A 26,380-nucleotide genomic window follows, 5' to 3' on the forward strand; every position below is an offset into this window, starting at 1 on the left:
TTCAACTTACCCGGGTAATCGTCAGGTCGATACTGCCGTGATTGTTTTCGTACAGTGACCAGACATCATTCGGAAATGTGTACAGGTAGCCGGCCTGGGTCACTTTCAGTGGTGGGGTGGCGAAGTCCGGAAGTTTTATGTATTCATGGGCCACCGGGCTGCCGTCGTTGGCGACCGCATTGTCAGCACCACTGTCGTTGGCGATAGCGCCCACGAGCACAAACCAGGGAAAATTTTCTATGCGCTTGGTGCCGAGGACATCGGTGGCATTGTTGTCTGTCAGTTTGCGGTACAGGCTCTCAAACCTGCCTAGAAAGGCGGAGGTGCTGCGGATGATGTCGCCCACGGTTAGTTTGTCGTCCTCGGTGCCATGCCAGTCGCAGGTGTCGGCGCTGTCCTGCCATTCACCGCTGGCACTAAAGGTATATTCCTCGCCCGCATTGAGGAACAGGTGCGTGGGATTCCAGCGCGTGTCGGCATAAACGGGCAGCGTAATCGATTCGCCAACATCCAGAGATCTGTGCGGATAGTACTCGGGATAGCTGAGAGGCGAGGTTTGTTGGCGGGTGAGGGCGCTGTCGTGGAACACGCTCGAGTTGGCGTCGAGCCCCATCTCAGGAATCGCCCGTGGACGCGAGCGCATTGTGGCGAACAAGCCACGATAGGAATTGTGCATTACGCCATTGGGGTTGGGCTGCAGTTGATCTACGGCGCCGCTGCGAAAGCCGAGCCCCTGGCTCTCGGCCTCCGCCATCATCCAGCCAAGCGCGCTGTCGGAGAGATCAGTCTCTGCATATCCACCGCCGACGTCGGAGTGCACGCCGGGAAACCATAGCTCCTGACAGTTCTCGTGTTTGTCCGCATTGCTCCAATGGGTGACGGTGAAGCTGCTGCGCAATTCGTCCAGCGCCATGGCGTGACGGCCGCAGCGCACATTCTTACCGAGTTTGCTGTCGTGAAAGCGCCACTTGTCAGGCCGGTCCAGTAAGTTCAGCAGTTCCAGATCATCGGGAATACCCAGGGCACCCACAGTGTCCCATACGCCGAGAAACTGTACTTTCAGTCCGTTGCCGCGATTAAAGGCAGCCCACTCTGACTTGATGCGATTGCGTTTGTTCTTGCGATAGCCGGACTTGTAGGCAGACTCCACCCGGCGCCACGCCTGCCTGGAGCTAATGCCGCGCAGGTTCAGAAGGCCCTTGTTGAGCATGCCGGCCAGACAGCGTGCCGTGAACGCACCCCGGCTGAAACCGAAGATGTAGACCTGATCGCCGTCCTCGTACTGCGTGCCCAACCAGTGATAGGCGCTGCAGATATGGCGCGTTATTCCAACGCCAAGCGCGCCGCCCAGTAACTTCTCCTTGAGCCCCATGTCTTCACCGCCCAGGCCCGGGTGATAGTACTTTTTTTGCAGTGTGCCTGTGCCGTCGTGGTCACCAATCGCGTTGAATAATTTGACGACATTGGTGGGCGCAGGCACCCCGTTATCTTCCTGGCTGGGATTGTTCCAGGTGCCGTCGCAGCAGATGATGAGATTGGTCATGATGGCTCCCCTGTGTTCTGCGCAAAAGAATGCACGCATCGACGTGCGGCGCTTGTACAGGACTTATAGTTGAGAGGGTGCCGTTTACCAGCGAGAGAGGGCTTTCTGTAATACAGAGTAATACCTAGCCGGTACTCGCTTTCACCTCGTCCGCGGTGGGTAGTGATGCCACGGCGCCCGGGCGTGACACCGCAATCGCGGATGCGCGGATGGCGGTTTCAATGCCGGCGTCAATGTCTGTGAGGCCATGGGTCGCCAGGTGAGCTGCCAGGTAACCGTTGAAGCAGTCGCCAGCGGCGGTGGTATCGACCACAGTGACAGATTGTGCGGGAAATAACTGCGCGCGGCTCGGAGTGACGAGCATGGCTCCCTCGCCACCCAGCGTGACAACCACGGTATCAACGCCTTTTTGCAGCAGGGCCGCAGCGGCGCTATTTATGGCTTCGGGGGTATCCGTGGGCATGCCGGTGATGGTCGCCAGTTCGCTCAGGTTGGGAGTGATAATCGTGATGTGTTTGAACAGCGCCTCTGGCAGCGCCTGGGCGGGCGCCGGATTGAGGATAACTGTCTGTTGCTGTCGGGAAGCCAGTGTCGCGGCATGAACGACAGAATCCATGGGAATTTCCAATTGCAGGACCACCACACAGGCATCGTTTATCTGGTCGAGCTGTGAGTCGATCAGCCCCTTCGAAAGCGCTTCATTGGCGCCTGCGGTCAGGCCGATACAGTTCTCGCCGGCAGCATCGATGAAGATGCAGGCAGTGCCGGTAGGCGTATTCTGTATCTGGGTGATCCCATGGGTAGCCAGGTCCAGGGTATTGAACCTTGCCAAGATGTCGTTGCCGCTGCCATCGTCGCCGATGCAACTGATAAACGTGGTGGTGGCCCCTGCCAGGTGAGCCGCCACGGCCTGGTTGGCACCTTTTCCACCCAGGTTGGACTTCAGTTCACCGCCACCCACGGTTTCACCAGGAGCGGGTAGGGTGGGGAGGTAAAGACAGATGTCCCAATTCGTCGAGCCGATGACGGCTATCTTTGAATTTGGCGCCATAGTGGCCTCCTTGGAATTGGACAGATGATTTGGGAATCACCTTTGATTGTCTTTGGGTGTTGGGCTGCAGCAAGAGCCTGGATAAGGCTGGAACATGCCCTAAATTTGTCACTACAAAAAGTGATGTCCCAATCCCGAACCCAGTGACCTATTTGATGCCCAGATACTTTAGTTTGCGATAAAACGTTGCGCGACTCATGCCAAGCAATCGCGCTGCTTCTGTACGATTTCCACCCGTCTGCTCCAACGCAAGAACTATGTCTTGTTCGAGGCTCGATTGTTTGCTTGCACCTTGAAGAGTGGCGACCTCCTGGTGCTGAATCTCGGGCGGGAGATCGTGAAGACTGATCGAATCATTTCGGCAGTGAATGGTGGCGAACTGAATGGCGCTCTTAAGCTCCCGCACATTTCCAGGCCAGTTATAGTTCTCGAGTAAGTGCATTACTGGATTGGCTAAGGGGTTCATGGCCTTGCCTGTAGCCAGCCGCATTTCAGCCAAAAATGCCTCAGCAAGCAGCGGGATATCCTGACTTCGCTCTCTCAGCGCAGGGACAATGATTCTCCCTACGCGCAATCTGTATAGAAAGTCACTACGGAACGTGCCTTCTCTTACAGCATCGGCTAGATTCCTGTTAGTGGCTGCGATGATACGAACGTCGATCTGTTGCGTGTCTACCTGTCCTATGGGTGCTACTTCTGCTGATTCTATAGCTCGCAATAAACTGATCTGTACCTCATCTGAGATGTCCCCAATTTCATCGAGGAATAAAGTCCCTCCCTCGGCAGCCTGGAAGTAGCCAAGCTGGTCCTTAATGGCTCCCGAAAATGCGCCGCGCCGGTGCCCAAAGAGCTGACTCCCTAGCAGGGAGTCAGTAAGTGCGCCGCTATTGACTGCAACGAAAGGGCCCTTGCTCCTTTGGCTTGCGGCGTGAATCGCCCTTGCAACAAGCTCTTTCCCCGAGCCTGTTTCACCTTCGATCAATACGGTCCAATCGCCAGTCGCCACATCGTTGATGACTCTGTACAGGTTCTGCATTGGTGGGCTTTTTCCAATCATTTGTCCGAACCGGCTCTTGTCTAATTGTCTTTGCAGTTGCCTCAGTTTTTCGTCAGCTTGATCTCTCTCGGAGAGATCTTTAACCATGCCAATGAATAGCGCGGTATCTTTGACTTTGGTTTCAGTAATCGTCAAATGAACAGGGAATTCCTCGCCGTCTCTCTTGAGTCCAAGGACTTCCCGTCCCTGGCCAATCACTTTGCTATCTCCTGTATCGAGATAGTTCGAGATATAGCTGTCGTGTTCCAGTCGATATGGCGCGGGCATCAGGGTGCTTACGTTGGCGCCGACCAGTTCTTCGCCGGAGTATCCAAACATCTTTTCCCCTTGTTGGTTGATGGATTCAATGACGCCAGATTGATCTATCGTGATGATTGCCTCATAGGCGCTGTCGAGAATTGCGTGTAGGCGCTGCTGCTCGTCGGACAACTCATTAACAGCTTGATTCCTTTCGTCATCAGCGCGCAATGCGAAGATCGCGTTTGCGCAGGTTTGGAGGAAGGGCGATAAGTCTTCGATGAGTTTTTCGTCATAGCCATCCGGGCGATTTGCAATACCAACCATACCAATCATGCGTCCTGCGCTATGCAGTGGGAGACCCAGAAATGACCTTAGCTCTGGGTGGCCCAGTGGCAGCCCGCCGCGTCGAGGATCCTCAGCCGGGGCATTCGCCACGACAGGTTTGCCTTCAGTCATGACGTGACCAAAGAGCGTTTTCAAATTGTGGAACTCAAGGCCGTTCGGCGCGTTTTCTTCAAAGTGTTTGCGAGTGTACTCGTTCCAGGCGATGTTGGTAATGGCATGCGTTCGGAGGTAGACAGCTCCCTCTTCGTTGAGATGTGTCTCTCCGATAAAGCCGTACTCGCTATCCCCGAGCTCCAGCAAAGCGTCAAGAAGTCCGTCAAACAGCTGTTGTCTATCTACTGTCCCTATCAATTGAGACTGCGCGCGGGTCATGGCGCCCAGTAGACGCATGTACCAGTCAGGGGAATGTTGTGTGTCCATGATGAGCCTATGTGTCTTGTGAGACAGTTGATTGTCTCGATCAGTGTCTCAGGAGTGTAGCAGACATGCTTGCAGTATTCTAAGCATCTGAAAAATATGAATAAATATTGGCACTTATCGCTGGCATGATACTTGCAAAATCCCATTGCCTGGAGCAGAACTGGGCAGAGAAGTTGAACGTTAGCGAGAAGGAGAGCATGTGCTTATTGTGACTCGGCGAATTGGCGAGAGCCTGAAAATTGGTCAATTGGAGGATGTTCTTGAAGGGCCAGTTACCGTCACGGTGCTGGGAATGAAGGGCAATCAGGTTCGAATCGGCATTGATGCCCAACGAAGCATGCGCGTAGATCGTGAGGAGATACGCGAAAGGATTGATGCGGAGTGTGACGAGCGAAAGCGTAAAACACTGACACTCACCAAAACGGCAGGAGGTGGCATTTGATCCGGTGAGGATGTTCGGAACGTAATAATTTTTAGGACGCCTACTGAGTGACTAAACAGACTTGAGAGGTGAGCGAAAATGAGCGTGGCATTTGAATCTGGCGGTTTAGACAGAACCCCCATTAACTGGACGAGAAATACTGAGAAACACACCAGTGTCAGAGACGCGGAGTTGCCTTCCTGGCGGAAACTGCTTCAAGAGAAGTTGGCAAACGCCAAAAAGAACCAGCCAGGCTGACACTCCCACGGTAAGCAGTTCCTGAGGCCGATGTGTTGGTTGTAGGGCCGCATCAAGATCGAACCGGGAAGCTTAAACATGGCGACAGATATTGAAAGAACAGAAATGTTCGTCTTTCGTCGTGATCTGCGTGTGCAAGACAATGCGGCACTATTTGCCCATGAGAAAGCTCAGAGATTGTTGTGCGTTTATGTGGAGGAGCCCAGTCAACCCTGGTTTCAGGTTCGGGGCGTTGGCGAGCAGCGCAGTAGGTTTCTGCGCGAGAGCTTGTGTAGTCTGCAGGCGGAGTTACGTTCGGTAGGACAAGACCTCCTGTATGTGAAGGGCTATGTGCATCAGGTAATACCTCGTCTAGCAGCTCGCTTCAATGTCGCACGCATCAACATTGCCTCGGTTCCTGGCGTCCATGAACAGGCCTCGGTGGAGCGGCTGACACACTCTCTGAGTGTTCCGCTCAACGTGTTGCCAGGCAATCAGCTTTTTCCGCCGTCGAGTCTGGATGCCTGGATGCCCAGCTTGCCGCCACACTTCACACCATTCTGCAAAGCGTTAATGAAGCGCAGGATCGAGTCCCCTTTGGAAGTGGCCTCGTTACCTCCACCGCCAGTAGGCCTGGATGCATACAAGATTCCGGCACCCACCACTCGGGCTCACCCCGCTTTCGCCTTCAAGGGTGGGGAGCAAGCGGCGAGGGTGCGTCTGGAAACCTGGATGTTTCGTGAACGCTCTGTAGATCATTATCTCGAAAGCCGAAATGATCTTGAGGGACTTTTTTCTTCCTCCAATCTTTCGCCGTGGCTCGCGAATGGCAGCTTGTCTGTCCGCTCAGTCGCCAAGTCGTTGTTTGAGTATGAGCGAGAATATGGCAAGAGCCGCTCAAGTGAGCACTTGCTGAAAGAACTGCTGTGGCGAGAGTTTTTCCAGTGGCGTGCATTGCGCGATCCCGCAAGTCTGTTCCATCGGGGTGGCGCACGACGCCGCCTTACCCTGTGTACGTTCGAGCCGCGCAGTTATGCGCGATGGTGTGCCGGCTCCACAGACGTACCGTTGGTGAACGCATTGATGCATCAGTTGGTCGAGACGGGTTGGATGAGCAACCGCGGGCGCCAGATTGCAGCCAGTTACCTTATTAATGAAATGGGCATGGACTGGCGTTACGGGGCAGCATTTTTTGAAAAGCACCTTATCGATTATGACGTGGCGAGCAATTATGGCAATTGGCAGTACATTGCCGGTGTCGGTGCAGACCCTCGTGGAGGGCGGCATTTCAACCAGGAAAAACAGGCCGCTTTGTACGACAAAGACGGCACGTTCACGGCGCGCTGGCGAGGTCATTGCCAGCCCCAGCCCGAGTATGTGAATGACGCGGCAGACTGGCCCATGTCGATACCTGAAAACCATGCTGCTGAGAGTGCGGTCGTCGATGAGTAAGCCCTTGCCCGCAGCCACCCTTTACTACGATGGGCGCTGTCCGCTGTGCCTGCGGGAAATGGACAAGCTGGCGACGCTGAAATCCGATGAATTACAATTGGTGGATATTCACGGTATTCTCGCCGAACCTGGCATGCCCGATCGGGATACCCTGTTGCGGGATCTGCATATGCGCCTAGCCGACGGGCAATGGCTCACCGGTGTCGACGCCAACGTCAGGGCCTGGACATACGCCGGACGTGGCGCGTGGCTGTCCTGGTTGCGGTGGCCGGTCATTCGTCAGCTGGCTGATGTTGGGTACGCGCTCTGGGCAGGCTGGCGTTACCGACGTCTGTATGGTTCGGGCGACGAGGGCGCCAACTGCAATCACTAGGTGGCGCGGCGTGCCGGCGCCAGCCGTGCTTGTTCCTTGCCAGCCCAGGCCAGAATAGCAGTTTGCTCACTTTCTGGTTTGCGCTGCCAGTTGCGCATGGCGAGGCCCATTCTCGGATTGTTGCTGAAGCGCACCTCGTGGCGGTGCAGAAACGCCCAATAGAGACTGTTATAGGGGCACGCGCCATCACCGGTTGTTTGTGTCGGCTTGTAGCGACAGTGCTTACAGTGATCGCCCTGGCGCTGGATATACTTGCCGGTGGCGGCGTAGGGCTTGCTCGCCATCAGGCCATTGTCGCCGGACAGCGCCATTCCCAGGGTATTGGGTAACTCCACCCATTCGAATGCGTCTATGTAAACCCCGAGATACCAATCGCAGACCTCGGCCACGTCCAGACCGGTTAGCAATGCGAAGTTACCGATGACCATTAGCCGCTGGATGTGATGGGCATAGCCCAACTGCAATGATTGATCGAGCGCCTTGTGCAGGCAGTGCAAGTCGGTATCGGCGTTCCAGAAGAAAGCGGGCAGGGGAGCCGAGGCTTCGAGGCCGTTGCGCTGCGCGTACTCAGGCATGGAATACCAGTATATGCCGCGCACATACTCGCGCCAGCCGAGGATCTGGCGAATAAACCCTTCCGCCGCTGATAGCTCGCAATGGCCTTCGCGCCAGGCGTCTTCCACGGCTTCGCAGACTTCCAGTGGGTCTAACAGGCCGACATTCAGGTACGGGGATAGCAGGCTGTGGTAAAGCCAGGGAAAGTCTTCAGCCATGGCATCCTGGTAGGTGCCAAACAGCGGCAGGCAGTAACTGGCAAAGTGTTGCAGCCGCTGTAGTGCCTGCGGCCGGGTAACGGCCCAGTGGAATGTATCAAGATCGCCGGGATTGTCGGGAAAGCGGCGATTGACCAGGCTGATGACCTCGTCTAGTACCGGGTCGTTTTCGCTGGCGCACAGTGGCGGCGGAGTGTGCTTGTTGCGCCAGCCTTTGCGGTTTTCCTTGTCGTAGTTCCACTGCCCGCCAGCAGGCTTATCTCCTTCCATCAGCACACTGTAACGGCGCCGCATCAGCCGATAGAAGTACTCCATGCGCAGCTGCTTGCGGCCGCTGGCCCAGTCGTCGAAGGTGTCTCGATCGCACAAGAACCGATCGTCAGTCGTCCACTTAAGCGGGACTGCCCTGCGCGTGGACCAGGCGTCAAGAAGGCTCTGAACGCGGAATTCGCCAGGCTCGCAGCATACTACCTCGGCAAAGTGTTCTTGGTTCCATACCTGGTCGAGCGCGTCGCAGAGACTGTCGATGTTGTCATCCAGCGTCAGGTATTCGACGGTGAAGCCCCGTGCCTGCAGCTCATCACGAAAGTGACGCATGGCTGCGAATATAAACGCCAGTTTATGGCGATTGTGTTTGGTGTAATTTGCCTCGTCAGCCACTTCCGCCATCAGGACGGTGTCCATCCCAGGGCGAGCGTCTGCCAATGCTGCGCGATCAAGGGTGAGTTGGTCTCCTAGAACAAGAATCAGACGCGGTTCCATAAGCGACTATCGCGTGAATACCATGATGTGTTGCTTGGGCAGCACGTCGAGCACCGTCTCAAGTGTCAGGCCTACAGCGGCCATCTCGCGCTCTACCTGCTTTTTAGTCATGGTGTGCAGACGCTTGATACCGATGCTCGGGTCTTCACCCCGATATTCGACCAATACCACGCGGCCCCGCTCAGACAGCGATGCCACCACCGCCTCCATGACTTCCCGGGGGCAAGAAAACTCGTGGTAAGCATCTACCAGCAGGACCAGGTCAACGCTGTAGCCTGCCAGCGCCGGGTCGCATTCGGTGGCCTGCACCGGCACCACGTTGGTAGCCCCTGTGTAATCGATTCGTTGTTCCAGGATTTGTAGCATTTCGGGCTGGATATCCACGGCCAGGACCTGACCCTGTGGAACTTTCTCTGCCAGAGGAAACGCGAAGAAACCCGTGCCTGCGCCCAGGTCGACGATGGTGTCATCCGCTTGGGGCTGGATACTGCTGAGCAGCAAGTCAGTACGTTCCTCGCGCTCGCGCTGAGGGCGCTCCAACCAACCCGCGCCGAGGTGACCCATGACATGTGAGATTTCACGGCCCATATAAACCTTGCCGATACCATCTCTGTTGGGCCGCACTTGTTCGTAGTGGCCAGGGTTGCTCTCACTCGCTATGCAGCCGAACACCGTAAGCAGCATTATCAGGGTAATGGCCAGGCTGGCTGGGCGAGTTGGCTTTGCGGCTTTCATCTACTCGTGCTCTAACTACCGGGCGACTCGGGGCGCGCAGGCCCGGGGTGCCGCGGAGGTGATGTTATCCTGGGCGGTGGAAGCCACAGATTTTATGGCCGTCCGGATCGAGGAAGTAGCACAGGTAAACGTCGCCCATGTCTCCGGTACGTACGCCGGGCGGTTCTTCGATACTCTGACCGCCGTTGGCAATGGCCACGTCGTGAAACTCCTTGATCTGCTCCGGTGAATCGCAGGTAAATCCGATGGTGGAGCCGTTCGCCACACTGGGCGGCTCCTCGTTAATGGGTTGTGTCAGGCAGAACGTAGAGCCGTTGTGCAAGTAGAAAAGTCGCAGTTGCCCGGTGGCGTTCGTGTGCTCTATCGGCGCGCCAGCCCCCAGAACGCCTAGTACGGCATTGTAAAATGTACGCGAGGCCTTTATGTCGTCAGTGCCAATCATTACGTGGTTGATCATATTCCTGCTCCCAGGTCGATTTATTGTCATTCACGCAAGGTAGGCAGTACCCTGCGTGGATCTTGAACGGTATACGGGGGAGGCGTGGAAGTCGATTAACCTGTGATGATAGCAATGCGATAGCGACGAAATTGATCCGCCGCTGTTACCGGAAGTACAGAACTAGCGGTTACCCCCGATCTGACTGATTAGCGCACTGGTCAGTTCTGCCAGCTCTTCAGCCGGGTGTTCGAACTTGAGGCCCGCGTGATAGAGCTCCGTTTTACCCATGCTGATGGTTTCCTGGCGGACCACACGAGCGCGCAGCTTCAGGCTGTGCTTGTCGTCGAACGTGCTGATTACCGCCTGTAAGGATTGACCAATTTCCAGGGGTTCCGGCACGGTAACACCCAGCCCCCCGGCGGAAATATCCTCCAGTGAAGCTTTGAGTTCGTCGCCTTCAAACTGCAGGTCGAGGCGCTGGTGCAGGCGCGCATGCTCGCGCTGACCGTCACTGTCACCGGACTGGGCCAGCCGCAGCAGGATAGCTTCCAGTTCGTCCTGGTCGCGTGTCGCCATACTGGTAAAGCGCACCGCCAGGCCTTCACCGGCACCTTCATCCAGCTTCCAGCTGCGCAAGTACTTCGCATCGATGGTAATGGGGGTGCCTTGGATGCCCGGAATAATGACCTTGAGCGTGTCGCTGCTGACCATTTTGACCTTGTCCACCTTGATTGCCGCGCCGCCCCAGGAAATGTCCTGCAGGCGAGCGGCCGTTGGTGTTTCGTCACCGGGCCAGAGTAGTTTGATGGGCGCCGCGACGGCAATGCGCATGTGACGGCGCCGTTCCTCGGGCTTGGCGGCGACCTCGTCTGCCTGCTCTGGTTTTGGCTCGGCGGCCAGGGTACGCACCAGTTCCAGGGCCTCTTCGACGACATTGCGGCTGCCGACAATCAGTTCCAGCTTGTTTGGATCAGCGCTGCCGGGACGGAGCATTTCCGCTGAATCGCGGAATGAAGTGAACTCGCCTTTGGAGCGTTGCTGCACCACGTTCAGTGCCAGTAGACGTATGCAGGCGGTGAGTTCGTCCTGGGAAGCCTGGCCCAACAGTGAGTCTTGGCGTGGTTTCATATGTGTGTCCCTGCAACGGTGTCACCCCTGCGAGCGGATGGGGCGTTTTTGTTCATTATTCAGGCAATGTTAGAGGGGGCAGGGCACAGATAAAACCCACAGATCCGGAAAGTGAGGAATGGGTCACTTTTAGGGTGCGCTTTTCTCGACTTTTCCCGGATTGATGGTTGATAACTACTTGATTGCGGCGGTTTCAGGAAGAGTACCGGTTTTTAACGCTATAACGAGTCCCCGTGTAAGCGATCGAGTCCGGGCGAGACGTTTGCGCGTATAAGGTTGTGATAGCCACGGGGTCTGAATCCATTGAAAGCCATCTCTCCCAAGCTCGAGCAGCAATTCTTTCGCCAACTTAATGCGGTGGTAGAGCCGGCGGTGCGGAGGGGCATTGGCTCCCCACGCTTGCTGCCGGCAGGGTTGATTCTGCTGGAGTCCACCGGTTTTACCAGTGGTGAACTCCGCTCTACCCCGTTGTTGAGCTTTCGAGCGGGTAGATACCGCATAGTCAGTACGGTGCGTGGGCAGCGCTCTTTCTGGGTCAAGAATCTGCTGAAGCAGCCGGATGTCAGCTATTTTTTAGCGGGCCGCCGGCGCAATGCCACAGCTGTAGTACTGCGCGACGGCGAGTCTTCGGTGGATGTAGCCACACTGCCATTTTTTCTCCGGCGTCTGGTAGCGTGGCTTAGCATTTTTGCCCGCAATGGGCTGGCGATAGTGATTCTCACTCCCGTTGACGGCTGAGTTAGAGCCCGCTTTTTGACCAACATTGCCTTGGTCTCGAGGCATCTACCTTCCTCTTCCTCCCCGTAGCTTTAGGTAACCAATTTGTTTGAGGCGTTTGTGTCGTGTTGAGAAAAAACCTGCATCTTTGGATGTTCGCCCTGTTTTCGCTGGGCTTGCCCTTGTGGGCCATGGAAAGCAATCAGTTTAACCAAGGCCGAGTGCACGGTTGCACCGGTGAATGCTATGAGGCCTGGAAGGATGAGACGGGCGGTGTGGTCATGCTCGCGGCGGCACAGGCCGAGGCCCGGGCGAGCGCGTCCCCCGAGGAGCTGGGCAAAGCGGCCTACGCCGGTTGTGTGGCCTGTCATGGTCAGCAGGGCGAGGGGGGGATCGGCCCGGCTCTCGCCGGTCAGACAGCGGAAGAGATATATGCCAAGTTGGTCCAATACAAAAACGGCGAGACGCGGGGTAATCAGAGCTCTCTGATGTGGGCCCAGTCGGCCATGTTGAGCGACGAGGATATGCAACACATCGCGGCTTTTATCGAGTCGCTTTAGCAGTTGAGGTGAGAATCATGTTTTTTAATAGTTCCAATAAGCATGCCGATAACAGCCTGCGCGGCAAGTCACTGCAGCGTGCGCTGGGTAAGGAGATCCCCAAAACTCTGACGCCCTATGAATGGGAGCAGTGGTATGAGGAAAACGGCGTACCTGAGGCGCACAGCAACGGCGCAAAAGTGGAGGAGTCCAACCGCCGATTCTCGGGAGCATCCCGGTGTGTCTGGCGGCTCGACAGCGAGGCCTGAAGCGGCAACTGTAACTCGCATTTAGTTTGGTCCGTGTTACTGTCCTCGCCGTAAGTACTCGGAGGAGGGCAGATGAAACTAAACGCAGAAAACATTGCCGCTATGGCAAGCCGCGAGCGCGCAGCGTTTGTAAACAGCTTGTCGGGCTTTAAGGCCGCCAACCTGGTGGGCACTGCCGATTCGCAGGGCCATACCAATCTCGCCATTATGAGCTCCGCAGTGCACCTGGGCTCCCACCCACCGCTGCTGGCGCTGGTGATACGCCCCGGCGGCGATGAGAGACATACGCTCAAAAATATTCTAGACACGCAGTGCTATTCCATTAACCACGTCAACGCAGAGATCGTCGAAGCGGCACACCAGTGCGCGGCTAGGTATCCCGCAGAGGTTTCAGAGTTTGATGCGACAGGGCTGACCCCGCTCTGGGAGCCGGGGTTTGAGGCGCCAATGGTTGCTGAGGCGCAGGTGAGCATGGTGCTGCGCCTACGTGAGCATATGCCGCTGGCGATTAACAGCACCCACATGGTGATTGGCGAAGTCGTGTTTGTTGCGTTGCCAGATGCTGCCTGTCGGGACGATGGAACGCTGGACCTTGTTGCCGCCGGTACGGTTGCCCTGAGCGGCCTTGATGCATACCACCGCGTGGATGCACCGAAACGCATGGCCTATGCGAAGCCCGACCTGCCGCCTCGGCGTCTCTGAGAGCTTCGATCCTCCGCTTCAATAAATTTGCAGTATTTATGCCTAAAGCGCTAGAGTGCTCAGAACGCCAGGCCGCGCCATCACTGCATCGGTGAGCACGGCTCTGGAACGGTACTGACGTATTGCAGCAGGTGTTGTCGAAAATGCTTGAGCCAGAAAATAATCCCAATCCCGCGTATATCGTAGACCCGCCTCGATTGCTGCGCTTTGTTATGGCCAGGGCATTGGGCCGGGTTGCCAATACGGAGCAGATCGCAAAGAAGCGCGTCAAAGCTGAGAAGGCTCGTCAGGCAGCAGGTAGCGCACATGTGGTGGAGTACTTTCACCAGGTAGACGATCCGTACTCCTACTTGATGGCACAAGTACTGGAGCGGTTCGTGCAGCGTTACGACATTGAACTTGTGCCGCACCTGATCCGCGCCACCGGTGGGCGTAACCAGCCCGAGGAAGAAAAACTAGCAGTGTGGGCGCGGCGCGATTGTGGGCTGATAGCGCCGCACTACGGCCTGAGCTTTCCAGAGACCGCAGGTGTGCGACCCGAGTCCGCCCATCACGCAACCGTCAATGGCGCTCTCGCGGCACTAGGCCCGGATGAGTTTGTGGCACAAGTACAAAACCTGACAGCCAGCGCCTGGTCTGATACGCCAATCGATGGTGCGCAAGCAACTGTATCCGAGACAGAGACACAAGCGGCCATAATGGCAGGATCTGCCCGTCTGGCGGAGCTGGGTCACTATTCAGGTGCCATGCTGTATTACGGTGGTGAGTGGTACTGGGGTGTGGATCGTTTGTTTCATCTTGAGCAACGGCTGCGTGACCTCGATGCCTGCAAGTCGCCAGATGAGCCATATATCGTGCCACGGCCGGAGATCGATGTGAGTGATGTCGATGCAAGTGGTTTGGACCTGCACTTCTTCCCGTCGCTCAATAGCCCCTATACCTCAATTATTTATGACAGCACGGTAGCGCTTGCCCAGGCCTGCAATGTCAATTTTCATCTCAAGCCGGTGCTGCCCATGATTATGCGCGGTGTAGCGGCGACTACCACCAAGGGCACCTACATTTTCTTTGATACCAAGCGCGAGGGTGACTTTTTCGGCGTGCCCTTCGGCAAGCATGTGACACCGATTGGTGAGCCCACGCGGCAAGCCTATTCGCTATTCCCGTGGGCGAGGTCCCAGGGCAAGGACACGGAGCTGCTAAGCATCCTGCTGCGCTATGCCTGGTCTGAGGGCAGGGGCCTGCACAAGCAGAAGTACCTGAAAATGGCGGTTGAGGAAGTGGGCCTGGATTGGACTGACGCTTGTCAGCAACTGGGCACCGCGGACTGGCAGCCCTATATCGAGCAACATCAGGATGAAATGGTGGAGGGCATGGGCCTGTGGGGTGTGCCGTCCTATCGTCTGTGCGGTCCCGACGGTGAGCCCGACCTGGAGGTGTGGGGTCAGGATCGATTGTGGCTGGTGGCCGCGGAGATTCGTCGGCGAGTGGCGCTTAGCGGCGCCTAGGTCGGTGCGTCAAACCTTCCCGTGAGTGTGGCGAGATCCGATTCCGTTCTTGCAGCGGAATGAAAGCTTTCAAATGCTTGAGAATGATCACATTTTGTTCAGGGGGCGCTGGGAGCTCATTGCCGCGCAGCCCATCCCTGCAATGGGCATGTGGGGTATCGGCACTAATGTTGCTTATAGTTGCGGCTATACGTCGCAACGCACGCGGCTGACCCGCGTGTGCCTGCGCTTTTTCGTTTCGGGGAAAAGCGCAGGCCGCTGGCTTCACTTTGATCCTCTTGGATGAGAAGGCTGCTTGCAACGGGCTGGGAGGACTAGCCTGCCTGGGGTACTTAACACAGAGGCCTAGTCCAATTTCGCCCCTTTTCAGAGCGGTTGACTCCGATGCTAATGGAACTCTAGTTCGTTGTACTTGTTGCGGCTCAGCTTCAAGCCGACGAAGTCTTTGGTGTATCTGTCGCTGTTTTTCCAGGGCTCTCGGTCACCGTTCTTGGGCATGAGATCGCGTCCGCGCAGCACGTAGCCAGCATTGAAATCCAGTAGCGGTGCCTCATCCATGGCCTCTTTTGGCACTGGAATCACATACTGATGGCCGCCGCGCTCCATCTTTTTAAACAGCTCGCAGACATAATTGGCGGTGAGATCGGTTTTCAATGTCCATGAGGAGTTTGTGTAACCCACGCTCATCGCAAAATTGGGCACGCCGGAAAGCATCATGCCCCGGTAGACAAAGTGCTCCGTCAATTCAACTTCTTCGCCATCGATGTAGTAGGCAATACCGCCACCGAACTTCAGTTGCAGACCGGTGGCCAGAATTACGATATCGGCGTCCAGTTGTCTGCCAGATTTCAGTGCGATACCCGCATGATTAAAGTTTTCGACATGATCAGTCACGACTTCTGCCTTGCCCTCGCGGATAGCGGCGAACATGTCCCCGTCGGGCACCGCGCAGAGGCGTTGGTCCCAGGGTTTGTAGCTGGGTGTAAAGTGGGTTTTGACGTCGTACTCCGGGCCCAATTCTTCGCGAACCTGATCGAGCAGGAACTTTCGTAAAGCGGCGGGTTTACGCCTCGACAAGCGGTAGATGTATTGTTGGAACAGTACTTTTTTCCAGCGTATCAGCCGATATACCCAACTGTCGGGTAGATACTTGCGCAAGGGTTTTAGCCAGGGATCCTCGGCGGGCACCGTGGCGATATAGGTGGGTGACCGTTGCAGCATGACCAGGTTTGCCGTGTCATTCGCCATGTTTGGTACCAGTGTCACAGCCGTAGCCCCGCTGCCGACAATCACCACACGTTTATCTTTGTAATCGAGCGTTTCGGGCCAGAACTGCGGGTGGACAATGTCGCCATTGAAGTGATCTATGCCAGTGAATTCAGGGGTGTACCCCTGATCGTAGTCGTAGTAGCCCGTGCAGCTGAGAATAAATCTGCAGCGCATGGTCAGCGTTTCCTGGCTTGCTGGGTGTGATTCGGACGCTCGTGTCACAGTCACGGTCCACAGCTTGTCTTGTGACGACCAGTGCGCGGCCATGACCTTGTGGTTATAGCGGATATGCTGGTTGAGTCCGTATTCGTCGGCGGTTTCTCGAATGTATTTGAGAATCCTGTCGCCGTCGGCGATAGCGGATCCATTTGTCCAGGGCTTGAACCCGTAGCTGTACGTGTACATATCACTGTCTGAGCGGATGCCCGGGTAGCGGAACAAGTCCCAGGTGCCGCCGCTGGCCGGGCGAGACTCCAGGATGGCCAGGCTAAGACCCGGCAGGTCACGACGAAACCGGCAGGCGCTGCCGATACCAGAGAGGCCTGCACCGATCACAAGTATGTCGATGAACTCGGAATTGTCAGTCATGGCTTAGCTTCAGAAAATATTGGAGTAGTAAGATTATAAGTGTGACGAGAGTTGCAAGATAGATAATATCAAGACTCGAGACCTTTTCATTGCGTTGGTTTGTGCGGATAAGCGGGCTGATGCTCACACATGTGCTTGGGTCAGATGATGGTGGGGCTTGGCACTTTTCTTGTGGTAGAAAAAGGCCACCGTTTTGTCTATTCGGGGAATAGATGTCCGATAATTCTAGATCACGCCTTTAATGCACACCTGTCAATATTGGTCAATTCGTGGGTAGAGTCGGCTCAAGCGCTATTCCGATGTCAACGGACACTTTCGGGAAAAAGGACATATAAGTCGTAACTCTTCGCTTGGAGAATAGAGCCAATTCAGAGTACTCGACGCTGTCAGCCTGCTTGTCGGTCAAATCACCCGCTTATCCCTACGGGGGCTCAGTCATTCTTACTAGTTGCCCGTTTATGCGTGGGGACTCAATAGGCTTTAAGGGTTTTTGATCACAAGTTCTCTGGCTCTGAGCCGATATGACATGTTGTTTAATGGGATGCTGGCATACACCTCGCCCCTCCTGCGACCTGATTTACTCGATGCTGTGGTTACCTGGGACAAACCATGCGAGACAACACGTGCACTTGAATCTAAACTACCCGATGAAATCATTGAAGGACCTGACTTGAGCTTTATGAATATAAACGGGAAAACAGTCGCATTGGTTATTTGGCTCGCCATATTGAGTCAAGGATGTTCATCGTCAGGCAGTGGTGGTGATAACCAAGGTAATGAACCCCCTGTCGTTGACGGCGGCGGGAATACAGACGTTGAGTTACCTATCATTACGGTAGAACCTAATTACGAGGTACTGCTTGACGAAAACGTCACTTACGCTGAAGGACTCAGCTACGATGCTGCAGGTACCTCACCCTTTGCAAAAGCGCAGTTACTGGACGCCTACTACCCAGATAATGACTCTGTGGGTCGGCCCTGTTTATGTTCCTGCATGGTGGAGGATTTACTGGCGGCACGAAAACCAAGCCAGAAATCGTAGAGATGGCGAATTATTTTGCTTCACGGGGCTGGGTTTTTGTTTCTGTAGATTACAGAACAACAGAGGAACTCGGGTCCGTACAAGGTATGTCCCGCGAGGACGTCTTATCGTTTTACAAGGGGATCGCTCCGCAAGAATGGATTGAGTTTGCCCTGCAAGGAGCAGAAACTCCAAAACAGTTTCAACAAGCCATTGCCCTTTATGCCGCCCAAAGGGATGCAAAAGCTGCACTTCGCTGGATTATGGCCAACTCGGATACTTACAGCATAAGCTCAGATTTTATCACCGTAGGCGGAGCCTCAGCAGGAGCAGTAACCGCCATTGCGCTGGGTATTTCGAACCTGGAGGACTTTAGAGACGAAATTCTAATTAGCGATGACCCTACACTGTCCACCACCAATTTAACAGAGACCTATATCGTCAGAAGTCTGGTTTACTTCTGGGGATCTAATGCCAAGTTGGAAGTTTTCGAGTCGGTATATGGATTGAATCGCTACGATGGTAGTGACCCTGAGTTGTTTATGGCCCACGGCACCCAAGATATGAACCCCTCTACACCTTTTTCTGAAGCCATTGAGTTGCAGGATATATATGATCCTCTGGGTGTTTATAACAAACTTGTGCCTTTAGAAGGAGCAGGTCATGGTGCGTGGGGTGCGAAAGTGGAGGGTAAAGGTTTGTCCGAATTGGTTTTTGACTTTTTAGTTGAAAGGCAAGATTTGACGATTGAATAAATCACGGCAAAAAATTCGAAAACAAACAAGCTATACAGACCTGATCATATTCACCCCGATTTGCGACCGGATATAAAAACAAAAAAATCAAGGCATGATCGGCTGGTCGCAGCGAGCCAAAGGGCACACACGAGGTGCCCTATATCATCCGATGATCAAGGGCAGGATCAAACACTATTGTCGATTCCGGCGAAAGATGTCTCAATCCCTGGATTGGTCGTAGATCACACGCAATTTCAGCCCCCTCGGCTGGATGAACAGGCTTTGCCTGGGGCTGGCTCGCTCACATGAACGGGCGGATTTATGACCCACACCGCGGCAGGTTCCTGCAGGCGGATTCATTCATTGAGGGCGCCCCGCTATCTCAAGGTTTAAATCGATACAGACACTTCCATAACAACCCATTGAATGGGACCGACCCTACTGGTCACTTCAAAGAATGGACTGGAACGATCGCTGCCATAGTTGCGGCGGTATACTGCGGGTGCATTTAGCGCTAGCATTTTAGCTTTGGTAGTAGCAGATGTGCCGCTACCTTTGCTCAAGTCCTCCAACACGCCATGCGGATTATTCCGGCACGGTTGTTCAGGTTATCCCAGCATAGCGTGCGAATGGGGCAGTGAGCACAATCCGCACAACAGTAGATGGTTGCCTTGCTACAGCGGGTAATATGTGACCCCCTCTAAGAAACAGTAGCATTGGTGACGCAGTTCACCGCCTGACCAGATTGATCGGTCGGCCGGTGAGCACGGCTTGGGAGTAAAGAGCTCCCGCAAACGGCAAGTCAGACTGCATTGCAAAGTGGATTTTCTCACTCTGCCGAGAGACGCCTTGGTCTTTGGTCCAACGCGTATCCGCGGTTGCACAGATCAGTGGCTTATCGTGCTAGTGCAAGTCGGTGTGGCCACCAAAGATGGAACACTCTTTGCGTACTTCATACATGGCAGACTGTTTAAAGACGAAATGTGCGTCGACACTGACAATTGTTACATTCACGGCCGCCCACGCGTATCGGACGGCATGCCTAGATGACTATGCTGATACCTTTTCAGCATCAGCATCAGCATCAGCATCAGCATCAGCATCAGCATCAGCATCAGCATCAGCATAGTCGCAGAAATCGAGCTGATATGGACGCATGATGCGCAGTCGTACAAATTTGGAGTGAGTAAAAATATACTCAGCCCACGTTGGCACAGAGTTTGCTGGAAGGTCTTTCCCAATCGCAGAATTGCTGTAGGAGTGGGTCATGCGTCCATCGAAAACATGTAAGTTAGTATTCATAGTGGCTCTCTTCGCCGCGCTGCCGATACACCATACACTCGCCGTTGACTCGTTCGCTGAGGGCTATGTCAGTACGCGGGATAGAGCCGTTGATAATGTGTTTGCTATCACCGGCAACAAAGCAAAGCAGGTGCTTCTAATAGGGCTTGGTCCCACTCTGTCTGACTCCGGAAGTGGAAGCACTCTAGATGATCCGCGCATACAACTGTTTAGAATTGATGGAGATGGCACCGAGACAGTCATTGCTGGGAATGACAATTGGATCGAGCATTCAACGGCAGATGCAGTCGCTCGCGCAGTGGAGGATCTGAACCTTGACCGTTTAGACGAGTTGGAGGCTGGAATAGTCAAGACACTTCAGCCCGGTTCGTACAGACTTCGGGTTTTCGGCGTGCCCGCTGGAAAAGCCGAGGGGTTTGCTTCAGTTGGGCTGGTGCTCTGGAGCGGTGATCTGGGTGGGATTGAGCAGCCGGGTCAGATTCGTAGTGGAGTATGGTCAGGTGTCGAGTCAAACTACGAGGTGTGTTTCCATGTCAATGCCAGCGGTACAGCCCTGACGGCTCGAGGCAGCGAATGCCCAGATCGCGACGCTATGGATATCGATTTCGATCGCGGTATGACAGGTGCTTGCGACGATGGACACTTTAGCTGGGATAAGGCAGAGATACCGATAAATGGGAATCACTTCACCAAGTCCTTCAATGTTCCGTATTTCGGTTATGGCCCTAGAGTCTCGCTGAAGGCAGAGGGAACATTTAAAAACGGGGTGCTGACAGGCACCTTTACAAAGAAAATTAACGGTCGCACGTGCTCGGGTACGTTTGTCGCTTTACCTAACTGAGTTGGCTCGTCGCGCCTGGTTCTAGAGTCACTCAAAGGTGTTTTCTTGACAGTTTAATAGCCGCGGAGGACTTGCTTTTCACGTGTCTTCTTAGGTGAGTTACAAAAGCATGCAAGCCGCCTTATCAAAAAAGGAATGTCATCGTCGAAACCACCTTGCAGCGCCGGTGGGGACGTATCTTAAGGCTGTGGCGTGTCCTCGCTATCCGGCTGGCTTGCCTTACAGCTCTGCGAGTTGAAGATGGATCGCCTGATCTTGAGGGCGAGGCCGAGGTACAATCGCATTTGAGATTTATCAGATCTAAACCTGTCTGAGGATGATGATTCCTATTGGCGACTTCCAAAATCATTAATTTGAAATAGTCCGAAGGAAGTTGTCAGTACTTGACAGTTTCTATCGGATTGGTCAACTGTCGATTCCGGCACTAGATTTCCTAAAATTCTACCAAAAGATGTCCTAATCCCTGAATTGGTCGTAGATCACAGGTACATCAGCCCCCGGACTGGAGGAATTCCTGCTGAGATTTCATCACCATTTAGGTGGGAGCTCTTTACTGCGGTACCTCATGTAGCGATATCGCTTATTATGCTGCTTGTGTCGGAACTCCACCTCACGCCTGGCGGCTTCACGCTCCATCATCCGACGAAACGGTGCCCGGGTGACTGCGTAATACAACTCATCAAGCGCGAACTTCTCGATGAGTGGACGCAGGAAAAGGCCAAGGAATATAAGAATGCCATAGTAGGCCGCAACTTCCAGTGGATAGTCGACCGCAAGAAATGAAACTGGCATGCCTCCAAACAACAGGCCCTTGTAAAAGGCTGTAGCCCAGAATGGGTACTCAAAATTATTGCCACTCATTTTGCTCTGCCTATTAGATGATCATGTGTTCAGTATATGCGTTATGTGCGTTTTCTTTTGCTCGGGCCTTGAACTTCAGAAGGAACTGGCTCCACGATTCCACTACAAGGTGTCCAAAGTGGACACCTTGTAGTGATTTCATCACAACCGTTCGGTTAACTTTTTTTGTTTGGTGGAGGTGGCGGGAGTTGAACCCGCGTCCGCCAGACCGCTGCCTTCGGCTCTACATGCTTAGATTCCGTTTATTAAGTTAACCGCACACAGCCCAACGGGCAGGACGTGATTGGCGAGCTCTGTATTTGTTTAACAGCAAAGCCCAGAACGTACTTCGCTGCGGTCCAGTTCTGTATGACAGTCAGTAAACGCGGTACTGGCACCTTGTTTATGACCGCTAGAGCCGAAGCTACTAGATGGTGTCTTTTGACTGCTTACGCAGCCAGCTGAGCACCGTAGTTGTCGTCGTTGGCAACTATAAAGTTACAGCTTTGGGTTTACGTGATTGGCTGCCATCACGGCATGCACCAGAAGGTTTTGTATCCGTCGTCGAATCCAAATCACCCCCGTGGACGGGGCATTATACGCGCTTTGGTGGCCGTTGGGGTGGAATTTTGTCCCGAGTATCTTCCTGCGGACGATTGGGTTAGAGTCGGACCGTGGCAGTGGCAGGGCGACACCAAGGTGACAAGCTATTTTCTATCGCATTGATTTATATGGAATTTCAGGTTGGTGTCAGGTGTCTGTCGTGGTGTCTGGGCCGTTTCGTCAGCAGGATGAACGCCACCTCGAAATCAACCCGACAGCAATGGGGAGTAACAGATGATAGTACGCAAGCTAAGACTTCAGCGCGGCTGGTCGCAGGATCAACTCGCGGAGTTTACCGGCTTGAGTGTGCGCACAATCCAGCGGATTGAGCGCGGCCAGCGGCCCAGCCTGGAATCCAGTAAGGCGCTGGCATCTGTGTTCGAGGTGGATATTTCTACTTTCATACCTGAGGACACCACCATGGAAAAAACCGTTGAAACTCCCCCCGAGCGCGCTGAGATCAAAGACGATGAACGCGCCGCGCTCACCTACGCCAAGAATGTGAAGGATTTCTACCAGGGCATCTTCGTGCTCGTGGTGCTTGGCATTGTCTTTGTCGCCAAGTTGGGCCCTGAACCCAAGTTGCTATTGTTCTTTGGAGGCATGACGCTCCTCATGGGTGTACAGGCACTGTTTACGTTCGAGATTATTCGACTGCCTTTCCAGAATATGGAGAAGCGCATCGCCGAAAAGAAACTCGGACGTAAGCTTTAGAGCTTTAACGACCGAGTAAGAGCTGCGCGCATAGAATCCTGATGCTGTCGGCTCATTGCCTTCAGCCATTCCGGTAGCACAAGCAGGTATGCTGTGGATACCGATGGCAGTGTTGCTGCTGACGGGCGCTCGTCGACTGAAGTAAGTCTCAGCACTGGCACCTTTGATCGCCGGCAGTGTAAGCTGCCGGCTTTGTTGTTTCTGGAGGTCCCGATGGAAGGCCTGATACCGCTGATACTGACGATGCTGGCCACAGGCGCAGTCGCCGGATTGATTGCCGGCCTGCTGGGCGTGGGTGGCGGCATAGTGATTGTCCCGGTGTTGGACACAGCGCTGGCGCTGCGGGGCGTTGATCCTGCTATCCGCATGCATATTGCCGTGGGTACTTCCCTGGCGACCATCATCTTTACGTCGATTTCTTCTTCTCGTGCTCACCACGCGAAGGGCGCGGTGGATGTCTCGCTGGTGCAGTTCTGGGGCCGTTTATTTTCGTGGGCTCACTGTTGGGTTCGGTGTTGGCGGCGCAGGTGCAAAGCATTGTGCTGGCAGGCATCTTTGGTGTGGTCGCGCTCATTATCGCGATTCACATGATGTTGCCATTGGAAAACTTTCGCCCCTGGAAGGATGTGCCCCGTGGCCCGCTGTCGATCACAGTGCCGACAATGATCGGTGGCTTGTCTTCGATGATGGGTATTGGTGGCGGCACCTTCAGTGTTGCCGCGCTGACCATGATGAGTCAGCCGATTCACCGCGCCGTGGGTACCGCGGCGTTCTTTGGATTGCTGATCGCCATTCCCGGCACCATCGGGTTCATCATGAACGGCTGGGGCGATCCCCGGCTGCCGGCCATGAATGTCGGTTATGTCAATCTGATTGGTGTGGCGGCGATTTCACCGATGACGGTGCTCATGGCGCCGCTTGGCGCAAAGCTAGCCCACAAAATGACCCAGCGGCAGCTCAGCCTGCTGTTTGGGATATTCCTGTTGCTGGTGTCGATAAGAATGCTGTTACGCGCCTTCGCCTGAGGGAACGCGCTGCTTTAGAGGGAAAATTCCAACAGAAAACCGCAATCGAGTGCAGGGGAGCAGTCGACTGCGGTTATTGGGTGACCTTTGACGGGGGATAACCAAAGCCCGCAAGCTAATGTCAGGGCCCTCCGCCAGGTGCTCTCCTCCATGGGAGAGTATTGCGGTAATCACCGTATACCTGTGTAGGTTTCCCCTGTCTGCTCCAGGGACGGAGATAGCTCGGGGGCCCACGCTATTAACTATGGTATCGGTGCGGCTATTCGGCAAGCCAATTTATAGACCGAGTTTGTCTAAGAGCCGGCCCGGTAAATAGTGATTGTGATGCGGCGACGGCCGTTACTGCTTGACGTTGTCGCGAATGATGCGTTGCTTGGTGCGGTTCCAGTCTTTTTCTTTCTGGGTGTCGCGCTTGTCGTGAGCTTTTTTACCCACCGCCAGGGCGATCTTGGCTTTCACCAGGTGATCTTTCCAGTAGAGCGATGTGCACACGCAGGTTTGGCCCTTGGCGGTGGTGGCCGCGAGGATTTTTGCCAGCTCTTTCTTGTTCAGCAACAGCTTGCGCGTGCGAGTGGGTTCGGTCACAAAGTGCGTCGAGGCCGAATTAAGCGGCGTGATATGCGCATTCAGCAGAAAGGCTTCACCGTTTTGCATGAATACGTAGGAATCTGCGAGGTCCGCTTTGCCTGCACGCAGGCTCTTCACTTCCCAGCCAGACAGAGACACGCCGGCCTCAAAGGTTTCCAGCAGGGTGTAGTCGAAGCTCGCCCGTTTGTTCTGGGCGATCACGTTCGCAGGTGTCTTGTGTTTCTTCTTTGCCATGGCGCGCATTATACGGACGCGGGAAAGTTCATAAACGGTAATCTTTCCCTTTTCACCCGGCAGGGGGTGGGGCAATCTAAGCTCATGATAATGCTAAGGAATTTTAGGTGACTGCAGCGCTCTGGCAGAGCTCGCCTGGCTGGCGTACCCGCACGACATTCGTATTGGCACTGGCAGCGGCCACGATTGGCCTGGGCAGCCTGTGGCGTTTTGCCTGGTTAATGGGCAGTTTTGGCGGCGGCGCTTTCATGCTGACGTATGTGGTGTCGCTGTTGCTCCTGAGTGCGCCACTGATGGTGGCTGAAGTCGTGATCGGTAGCCACGGCAGGTCGGGGCCGCCGCTGGCGCTGCGCTGGGTGGCAGACAGGTCGTTGATTTCGCGCTATTGGATGGTGCTGGGCGTACTGGCTGCCATCACTGGCCTGATGGTGCTGTCCTGCCTCACGGTAGTGGCCGGCTGGGCGCTTGCCTATATCCCGCTGATGCAGGGCAGTACCTTCTCTGCTGCCAGTGCCCCGATGGTGGCCGAGGCATTCACCGAGTTACTGGCAGACCCGCAGCGCCAGTGGTTCTGGCAAACCCTGTTTGTGGTGGTGCTGCTGATTGTGAGCGCCCAGGGTGTCAGGCGCGGCCTGGGCGTATTTGTGTGGCTGGCTATTCCCCTGATGATTACGCTGCTGGGGGTGCTGGTGCGCTTTAATCTGGACAACGGCAACCTGGATCAGGCCGGCGACTATCTGTTCAGCCTGAAGGCGGTGGACTTTACGCGCGAGGCGGTGCTGGCCGCTATCAGTCACGCGTTGCTGACGTTCGGGCTCGGTGTGGGCGTGGGAATGGCTTACGGTGCCTATGCGCCACGGCGCATCCCGGTGGCGCGTTCAGTGCTGGCGGTAGCCGCGTTTAATGTTGCGATTGCATTGTTGGCGGCACTGGCGATTTACCCGTTGATGCTGGCAACTAACCTGGTGCCCAATAGCGGGCCGGGACTGCTGTTTATCAGTGCTCCTTACGCCTTCGGTAATATCCCTCACGGTGATGGATTCGGCGTGGCGTTCTTTCTGCTGACGGTGGTGACCGCCCTGGGGCCGGCCTTGCCCTGCTGGAGCCCGCCATTGCGAGCGTGCGCCAGGTGTTGCGCGGCCAGCGCTGGGCCGCCGTGTTGATGTGTGCGGCAATTGTTTGGCTGCTGGCGGCGGCGATTGCCTGGTCGCTGGCGGGGGAGGGGTGGTTTGCCAATCACAACTTGCTGCAGGTTTTTGATGAACTGGCCGCGGGTGTTCTTATTCCTCTGGTATGTTTGATGGTGGCCCTACTGGTGGGCTGGCGGCTGCATCCTGCGGTGTTACGCGAACAGCTGGGGCGTGAATCCGCGCTGATGTTCTCGCTCTGGCGGGGTCTGTTGCGCTATATTGCGCCGCTGGCAATTATCGTTGTTGCCCTCGCCAGGCTGATTTGAATAAAACTGTTGTAAGACCATGACCCATATCCAGCGCAGTGCGCTGCTGCCCTACAAGCCCAAGCAGATGTTTGACCTGGTGAATGATATCGAGGCCTATCCGCGCTATATGGATGGCTGTGTCGGCGCCGAAGTGTTGCGCCGTGAGGAAGACATCATTGAAGCTCGGCTGGACTTGTCCAAGGCGGGGATAAAGCAAAGCTTTAGCACGCGCAATCGGGTGGTGGATGCAAGGCATATTGCGCTGGAACTGGTCGATGGGCCGTTCCAGCAATTTGCTGGCAGCTGGGAGTTTCTACCCCTGGGTGATGAGGCGTGCAAAGTAAGCCTGGAACTGCGTTTCAAGGTGAATAGCGCGGTGCTGGGGGCGGCGGCAGCCAAACTGTTTGATTCAGTGACAACCAATCTGGTGAGCGCGGTAGAGAAGCGCGCCAGAGAACTTTACGGGTGA

27 protein-coding genes, 1 other RNA gene and 1 pseudogene are annotated in these 26,380 nt (G+C 55.1%); 17 read left to right on the forward strand and 12 right to left on the reverse strand.

From position 1 onward, the window contains the following. Position 1 precedes the first annotated feature (1 nt). The 3 genes from BST95_RS08135 to BST95_RS08145 all read right to left on the reverse strand — a co-directional run bounded on the left by BST95_RS08135 (position 2) and on the right by BST95_RS08145 (position 4,626). Positions 2-1,543 (reverse strand): DUF2235 domain-containing protein, encoded by a 1,542-nt coding sequence (locus BST95_RS08135; protein WP_084198852.1) that lies wholly within the window; start codon positions 1,541-1,543, stop codon positions 2-4. Between the two features lie 124 nt (positions 1,544-1,667). Then, a complete protein-coding gene (rbsK, locus tag BST95_RS08140) occupies positions 1,668-2,594 on the reverse strand; it encodes a ribokinase (protein ID WP_084198853.1) in 927 nt (308 codons plus the stop codon). 148 nt (positions 2,595-2,742) lie between these two features. Further along, positions 2,743-4,626, reverse strand: coding sequence for a sigma-54-dependent Fis family transcriptional regulator (locus BST95_RS08145; RefSeq protein WP_169843883.1), 1,884 nt, complete (start codon positions 4,624-4,626; stop codon positions 2,743-2,745). 229 nt (positions 4,627-4,855) lie between these two features. Between BST95_RS08145 and BST95_RS08150 the strand changes: the two genes are divergently transcribed. From BST95_RS08150 to BST95_RS08160, 3 genes are all read left to right on the forward strand, one after another. After that, complete coding sequence (locus BST95_RS08150; RefSeq protein ID WP_084198855.1) at positions 4,856-5,098, forward strand: carbon storage regulator; 243 nt, start codon at positions 4,856-4,858, stop codon at positions 5,096-5,098. 315 nt (positions 5,099-5,413) lie between these two features. Beyond that, entirely contained in the window at positions 5,414-6,766 is a 1,353-nt protein-coding gene (locus tag BST95_RS08155) for a DASH family cryptochrome (protein ID WP_102106219.1), read from the forward strand. Then, a complete protein-coding gene (locus BST95_RS08160) occupies positions 6,759-7,139 on the forward strand; it encodes a thiol-disulfide oxidoreductase DCC family protein (protein WP_066058011.1) in 381 nt (126 codons plus the stop codon). Before BST95_RS08155 ends, BST95_RS08160 begins: the two co-directional genes overlap by 8 nt. On the opposite strand, the gene BST95_RS08165 is transcribed toward BST95_RS08160, so the two are convergent. From BST95_RS08165 to BST95_RS08180, 4 genes are all read right to left on the reverse strand, one after another. Then, complete coding sequence (locus BST95_RS08165; protein WP_084198856.1) at positions 7,136-8,674, reverse strand: cryptochrome/photolyase family protein; 1,539 nt, start codon at positions 8,672-8,674, stop codon at positions 7,136-7,138. The two genes, BST95_RS08160 and BST95_RS08165, sit on opposite strands and share 4 nt — an antisense overlap. A gap of 6 nt (positions 8,675-8,680) precedes the next feature. Next, positions 8,681-9,409 (reverse strand): class I SAM-dependent methyltransferase, encoded by a 729-nt coding sequence (locus tag BST95_RS08170; RefSeq protein WP_180962013.1) that lies wholly within the window; start codon positions 9,407-9,409, stop codon positions 8,681-8,683. A 64-nt stretch (positions 9,410-9,473) separates the two neighbouring features. Then, the gene (locus BST95_RS08175) at positions 9,474-9,866 is read right to left on the reverse strand and encodes a VOC family protein (protein ID WP_084198857.1); all 393 of its coding nucleotides are present in this window, start codon (positions 9,864-9,866) and stop codon (positions 9,474-9,476) included. Between the two features lie 162 nt (positions 9,867-10,028). Further along, the gene (locus BST95_RS08180) at positions 10,029-10,976 is read right to left on the reverse strand and encodes a PilZ domain-containing protein (protein WP_084198858.1); all 948 of its coding nucleotides are present in this window, start codon (positions 10,974-10,976) and stop codon (positions 10,029-10,031) included. A 303-nt stretch (positions 10,977-11,279) separates the two neighbouring features. Here BST95_RS08180 and BST95_RS08185 point away from each other — a divergent pair, with 303 nt between their 5' ends. From BST95_RS08185 to BST95_RS08205, 5 genes are all read left to right on the forward strand, one after another. Beyond that, positions 11,280-11,714: a nitroreductase/quinone reductase family protein gene (locus tag BST95_RS08185; protein WP_169843884.1), complete on the forward strand. Its 435-nt coding sequence runs from the start codon at positions 11,280-11,282 to the stop codon at positions 11,712-11,714. Positions 11,715-11,818: 104 nt separating this feature from the next. Further along, entirely contained in the window at positions 11,819-12,253 is a 435-nt protein-coding gene (locus BST95_RS20940) for a c-type cytochrome (RefSeq protein ID WP_276205925.1), read from the forward strand. A gap of 17 nt (positions 12,254-12,270) precedes the next feature. Then, positions 12,271-12,501, forward strand: a complete 231-nt coding sequence (locus tag BST95_RS08195; RefSeq protein WP_084198860.1) for a hypothetical protein — start codon at positions 12,271-12,273, stop codon at positions 12,499-12,501. A 72-nt stretch (positions 12,502-12,573) separates the two neighbouring features. After that, positions 12,574-13,203 (forward strand): flavin reductase family protein, encoded by a 630-nt coding sequence (locus BST95_RS08200; protein WP_084198861.1) that lies wholly within the window; start codon positions 12,574-12,576, stop codon positions 13,201-13,203. Positions 13,204-13,346: 143 nt separating this feature from the next. Then, positions 13,347-14,711 carry a DsbA family protein gene (locus BST95_RS08205; RefSeq protein ID WP_084201107.1) on the forward strand — a complete coding sequence of 455 codons (1,365 nt, stop codon included), beginning with the start codon at positions 13,347-13,349 and terminating at the stop codon, positions 14,709-14,711. A gap of 387 nt (positions 14,712-15,098) precedes the next feature. On the opposite strand, the gene BST95_RS08210 is transcribed toward BST95_RS08205, so the two are convergent. Next, on the reverse strand, positions 15,099-16,568 hold the full coding sequence (locus tag BST95_RS08210) for a flavin-containing monooxygenase (protein WP_084198862.1): 1,470 nt from the start codon (positions 16,566-16,568) through the stop codon (positions 15,099-15,101). Between the two features lie 526 nt (positions 16,569-17,094). Between BST95_RS08210 and BST95_RS19675 the strand changes: the two genes are divergently transcribed. The 3 genes from BST95_RS19675 (at position 17,095) to BST95_RS21325 (ending at position 18,838) form a co-directional block, all read left to right on the forward strand. After that, the gene (locus tag BST95_RS19675) at positions 17,095-17,610 is read left to right on the forward strand and encodes a hypothetical protein (RefSeq protein ID WP_157114473.1); all 516 of its coding nucleotides are present in this window, start codon (positions 17,095-17,097) and stop codon (positions 17,608-17,610) included. Beyond that, the gene (locus BST95_RS08215) at positions 17,553-18,344 is read left to right on the forward strand and encodes an alpha/beta hydrolase (protein WP_084198863.1); all 792 of its coding nucleotides are present in this window, start codon (positions 17,553-17,555) and stop codon (positions 18,342-18,344) included. The genes BST95_RS19675 and BST95_RS08215 overlap by 58 nt, the downstream gene beginning before the upstream one ends. A gap of 287 nt (positions 18,345-18,631) precedes the next feature. Then, entirely contained in the window at positions 18,632-18,838 is a 207-nt protein-coding gene (locus BST95_RS21325) for an RHS repeat-associated core domain-containing protein (protein ID WP_084198864.1), read from the forward strand. A gap of 538 nt (positions 18,839-19,376) precedes the next feature. On the opposite strand, the gene BST95_RS19680 is transcribed toward BST95_RS21325, so the two are convergent. Continuing rightward, positions 19,377-19,628: a hypothetical protein gene (locus tag BST95_RS19680; protein ID WP_146004189.1), complete on the reverse strand. Its 252-nt coding sequence runs from the start codon at positions 19,626-19,628 to the stop codon at positions 19,377-19,379. Positions 19,629-19,725: 97 nt separating this feature from the next. On the opposite strand from BST95_RS19680, the gene BST95_RS08225 reads away from it, so the two are divergent. Continuing rightward, positions 19,726-20,469 carry a hypothetical protein gene (locus tag BST95_RS08225; RefSeq protein WP_146004190.1) on the forward strand — a complete coding sequence of 248 codons (744 nt, stop codon included), beginning with the start codon at positions 19,726-19,728 and terminating at the stop codon, positions 20,467-20,469. 528 nt (positions 20,470-20,997) lie between these two features. On the opposite strand, the gene BST95_RS08230 is transcribed toward BST95_RS08225, so the two are convergent. Beyond that, entirely contained in the window at positions 20,998-21,330 is a 333-nt protein-coding gene (locus BST95_RS08230) for a hypothetical protein (RefSeq protein WP_084198866.1), read from the reverse strand. 170 nt (positions 21,331-21,500) lie between these two features. Beyond that, positions 21,501-21,892: a transfer-messenger RNA gene (gene ssrA / locus BST95_RS08235) on the reverse strand. 254 nt (positions 21,893-22,146) lie between these two features. Between ssrA and BST95_RS08240 the strand changes: the two genes are divergently transcribed. Next, complete coding sequence (locus BST95_RS08240) at positions 22,147-22,626, forward strand: helix-turn-helix domain-containing protein (protein WP_084198867.1); 480 nt, start codon at positions 22,147-22,149, stop codon at positions 22,624-22,626. A gap of 243 nt (positions 22,627-22,869) precedes the next feature. Then, a pseudogene (locus BST95_RS08245) lies at positions 22,870-23,651 on the forward strand (sulfite exporter TauE/SafE family protein). A 339-nt stretch (positions 23,652-23,990) separates the two neighbouring features. Here the strand turns inward: BST95_RS08245 and smpB are convergent. Beyond that, entirely contained in the window at positions 23,991-24,473 is a 483-nt protein-coding gene (gene smpB / locus BST95_RS08250) for an SsrA-binding protein SmpB (RefSeq protein WP_084201108.1), read from the reverse strand. A 107-nt stretch (positions 24,474-24,580) separates the two neighbouring features. On the opposite strand from smpB, the gene BST95_RS08255 reads away from it, so the two are divergent. The 3 genes from BST95_RS08255 to BST95_RS08265 are packed head-to-tail and all read left to right on the forward strand — an operon-like array spanning position 24,581 to position 26,380. Next, positions 24,581-25,636: a sodium-dependent transporter gene (locus tag BST95_RS08255; RefSeq protein WP_084198868.1), complete on the forward strand. Its 1,056-nt coding sequence runs from the start codon at positions 24,581-24,583 to the stop codon at positions 25,634-25,636. Further along, a complete protein-coding gene (locus BST95_RS08260; protein WP_084198869.1) occupies positions 25,594-25,929 on the forward strand; it encodes an SLC5/6 family protein in 336 nt (111 codons plus the stop codon). Before BST95_RS08255 ends, BST95_RS08260 begins: the two co-directional genes overlap by 43 nt. A gap of 19 nt (positions 25,930-25,948) precedes the next feature. Next, complete coding sequence (locus BST95_RS08265) at positions 25,949-26,380, forward strand: type II toxin-antitoxin system RatA family toxin (protein WP_084198870.1); 432 nt, start codon at positions 25,949-25,951, stop codon at positions 26,378-26,380.

It is taken from the genome of Halioglobus japonicus (assembly GCF_001983995.1).
GTDB lineage: Bacteria > Pseudomonadota > Gammaproteobacteria > Pseudomonadales > Halieaceae > Halioglobus > Halioglobus japonicus.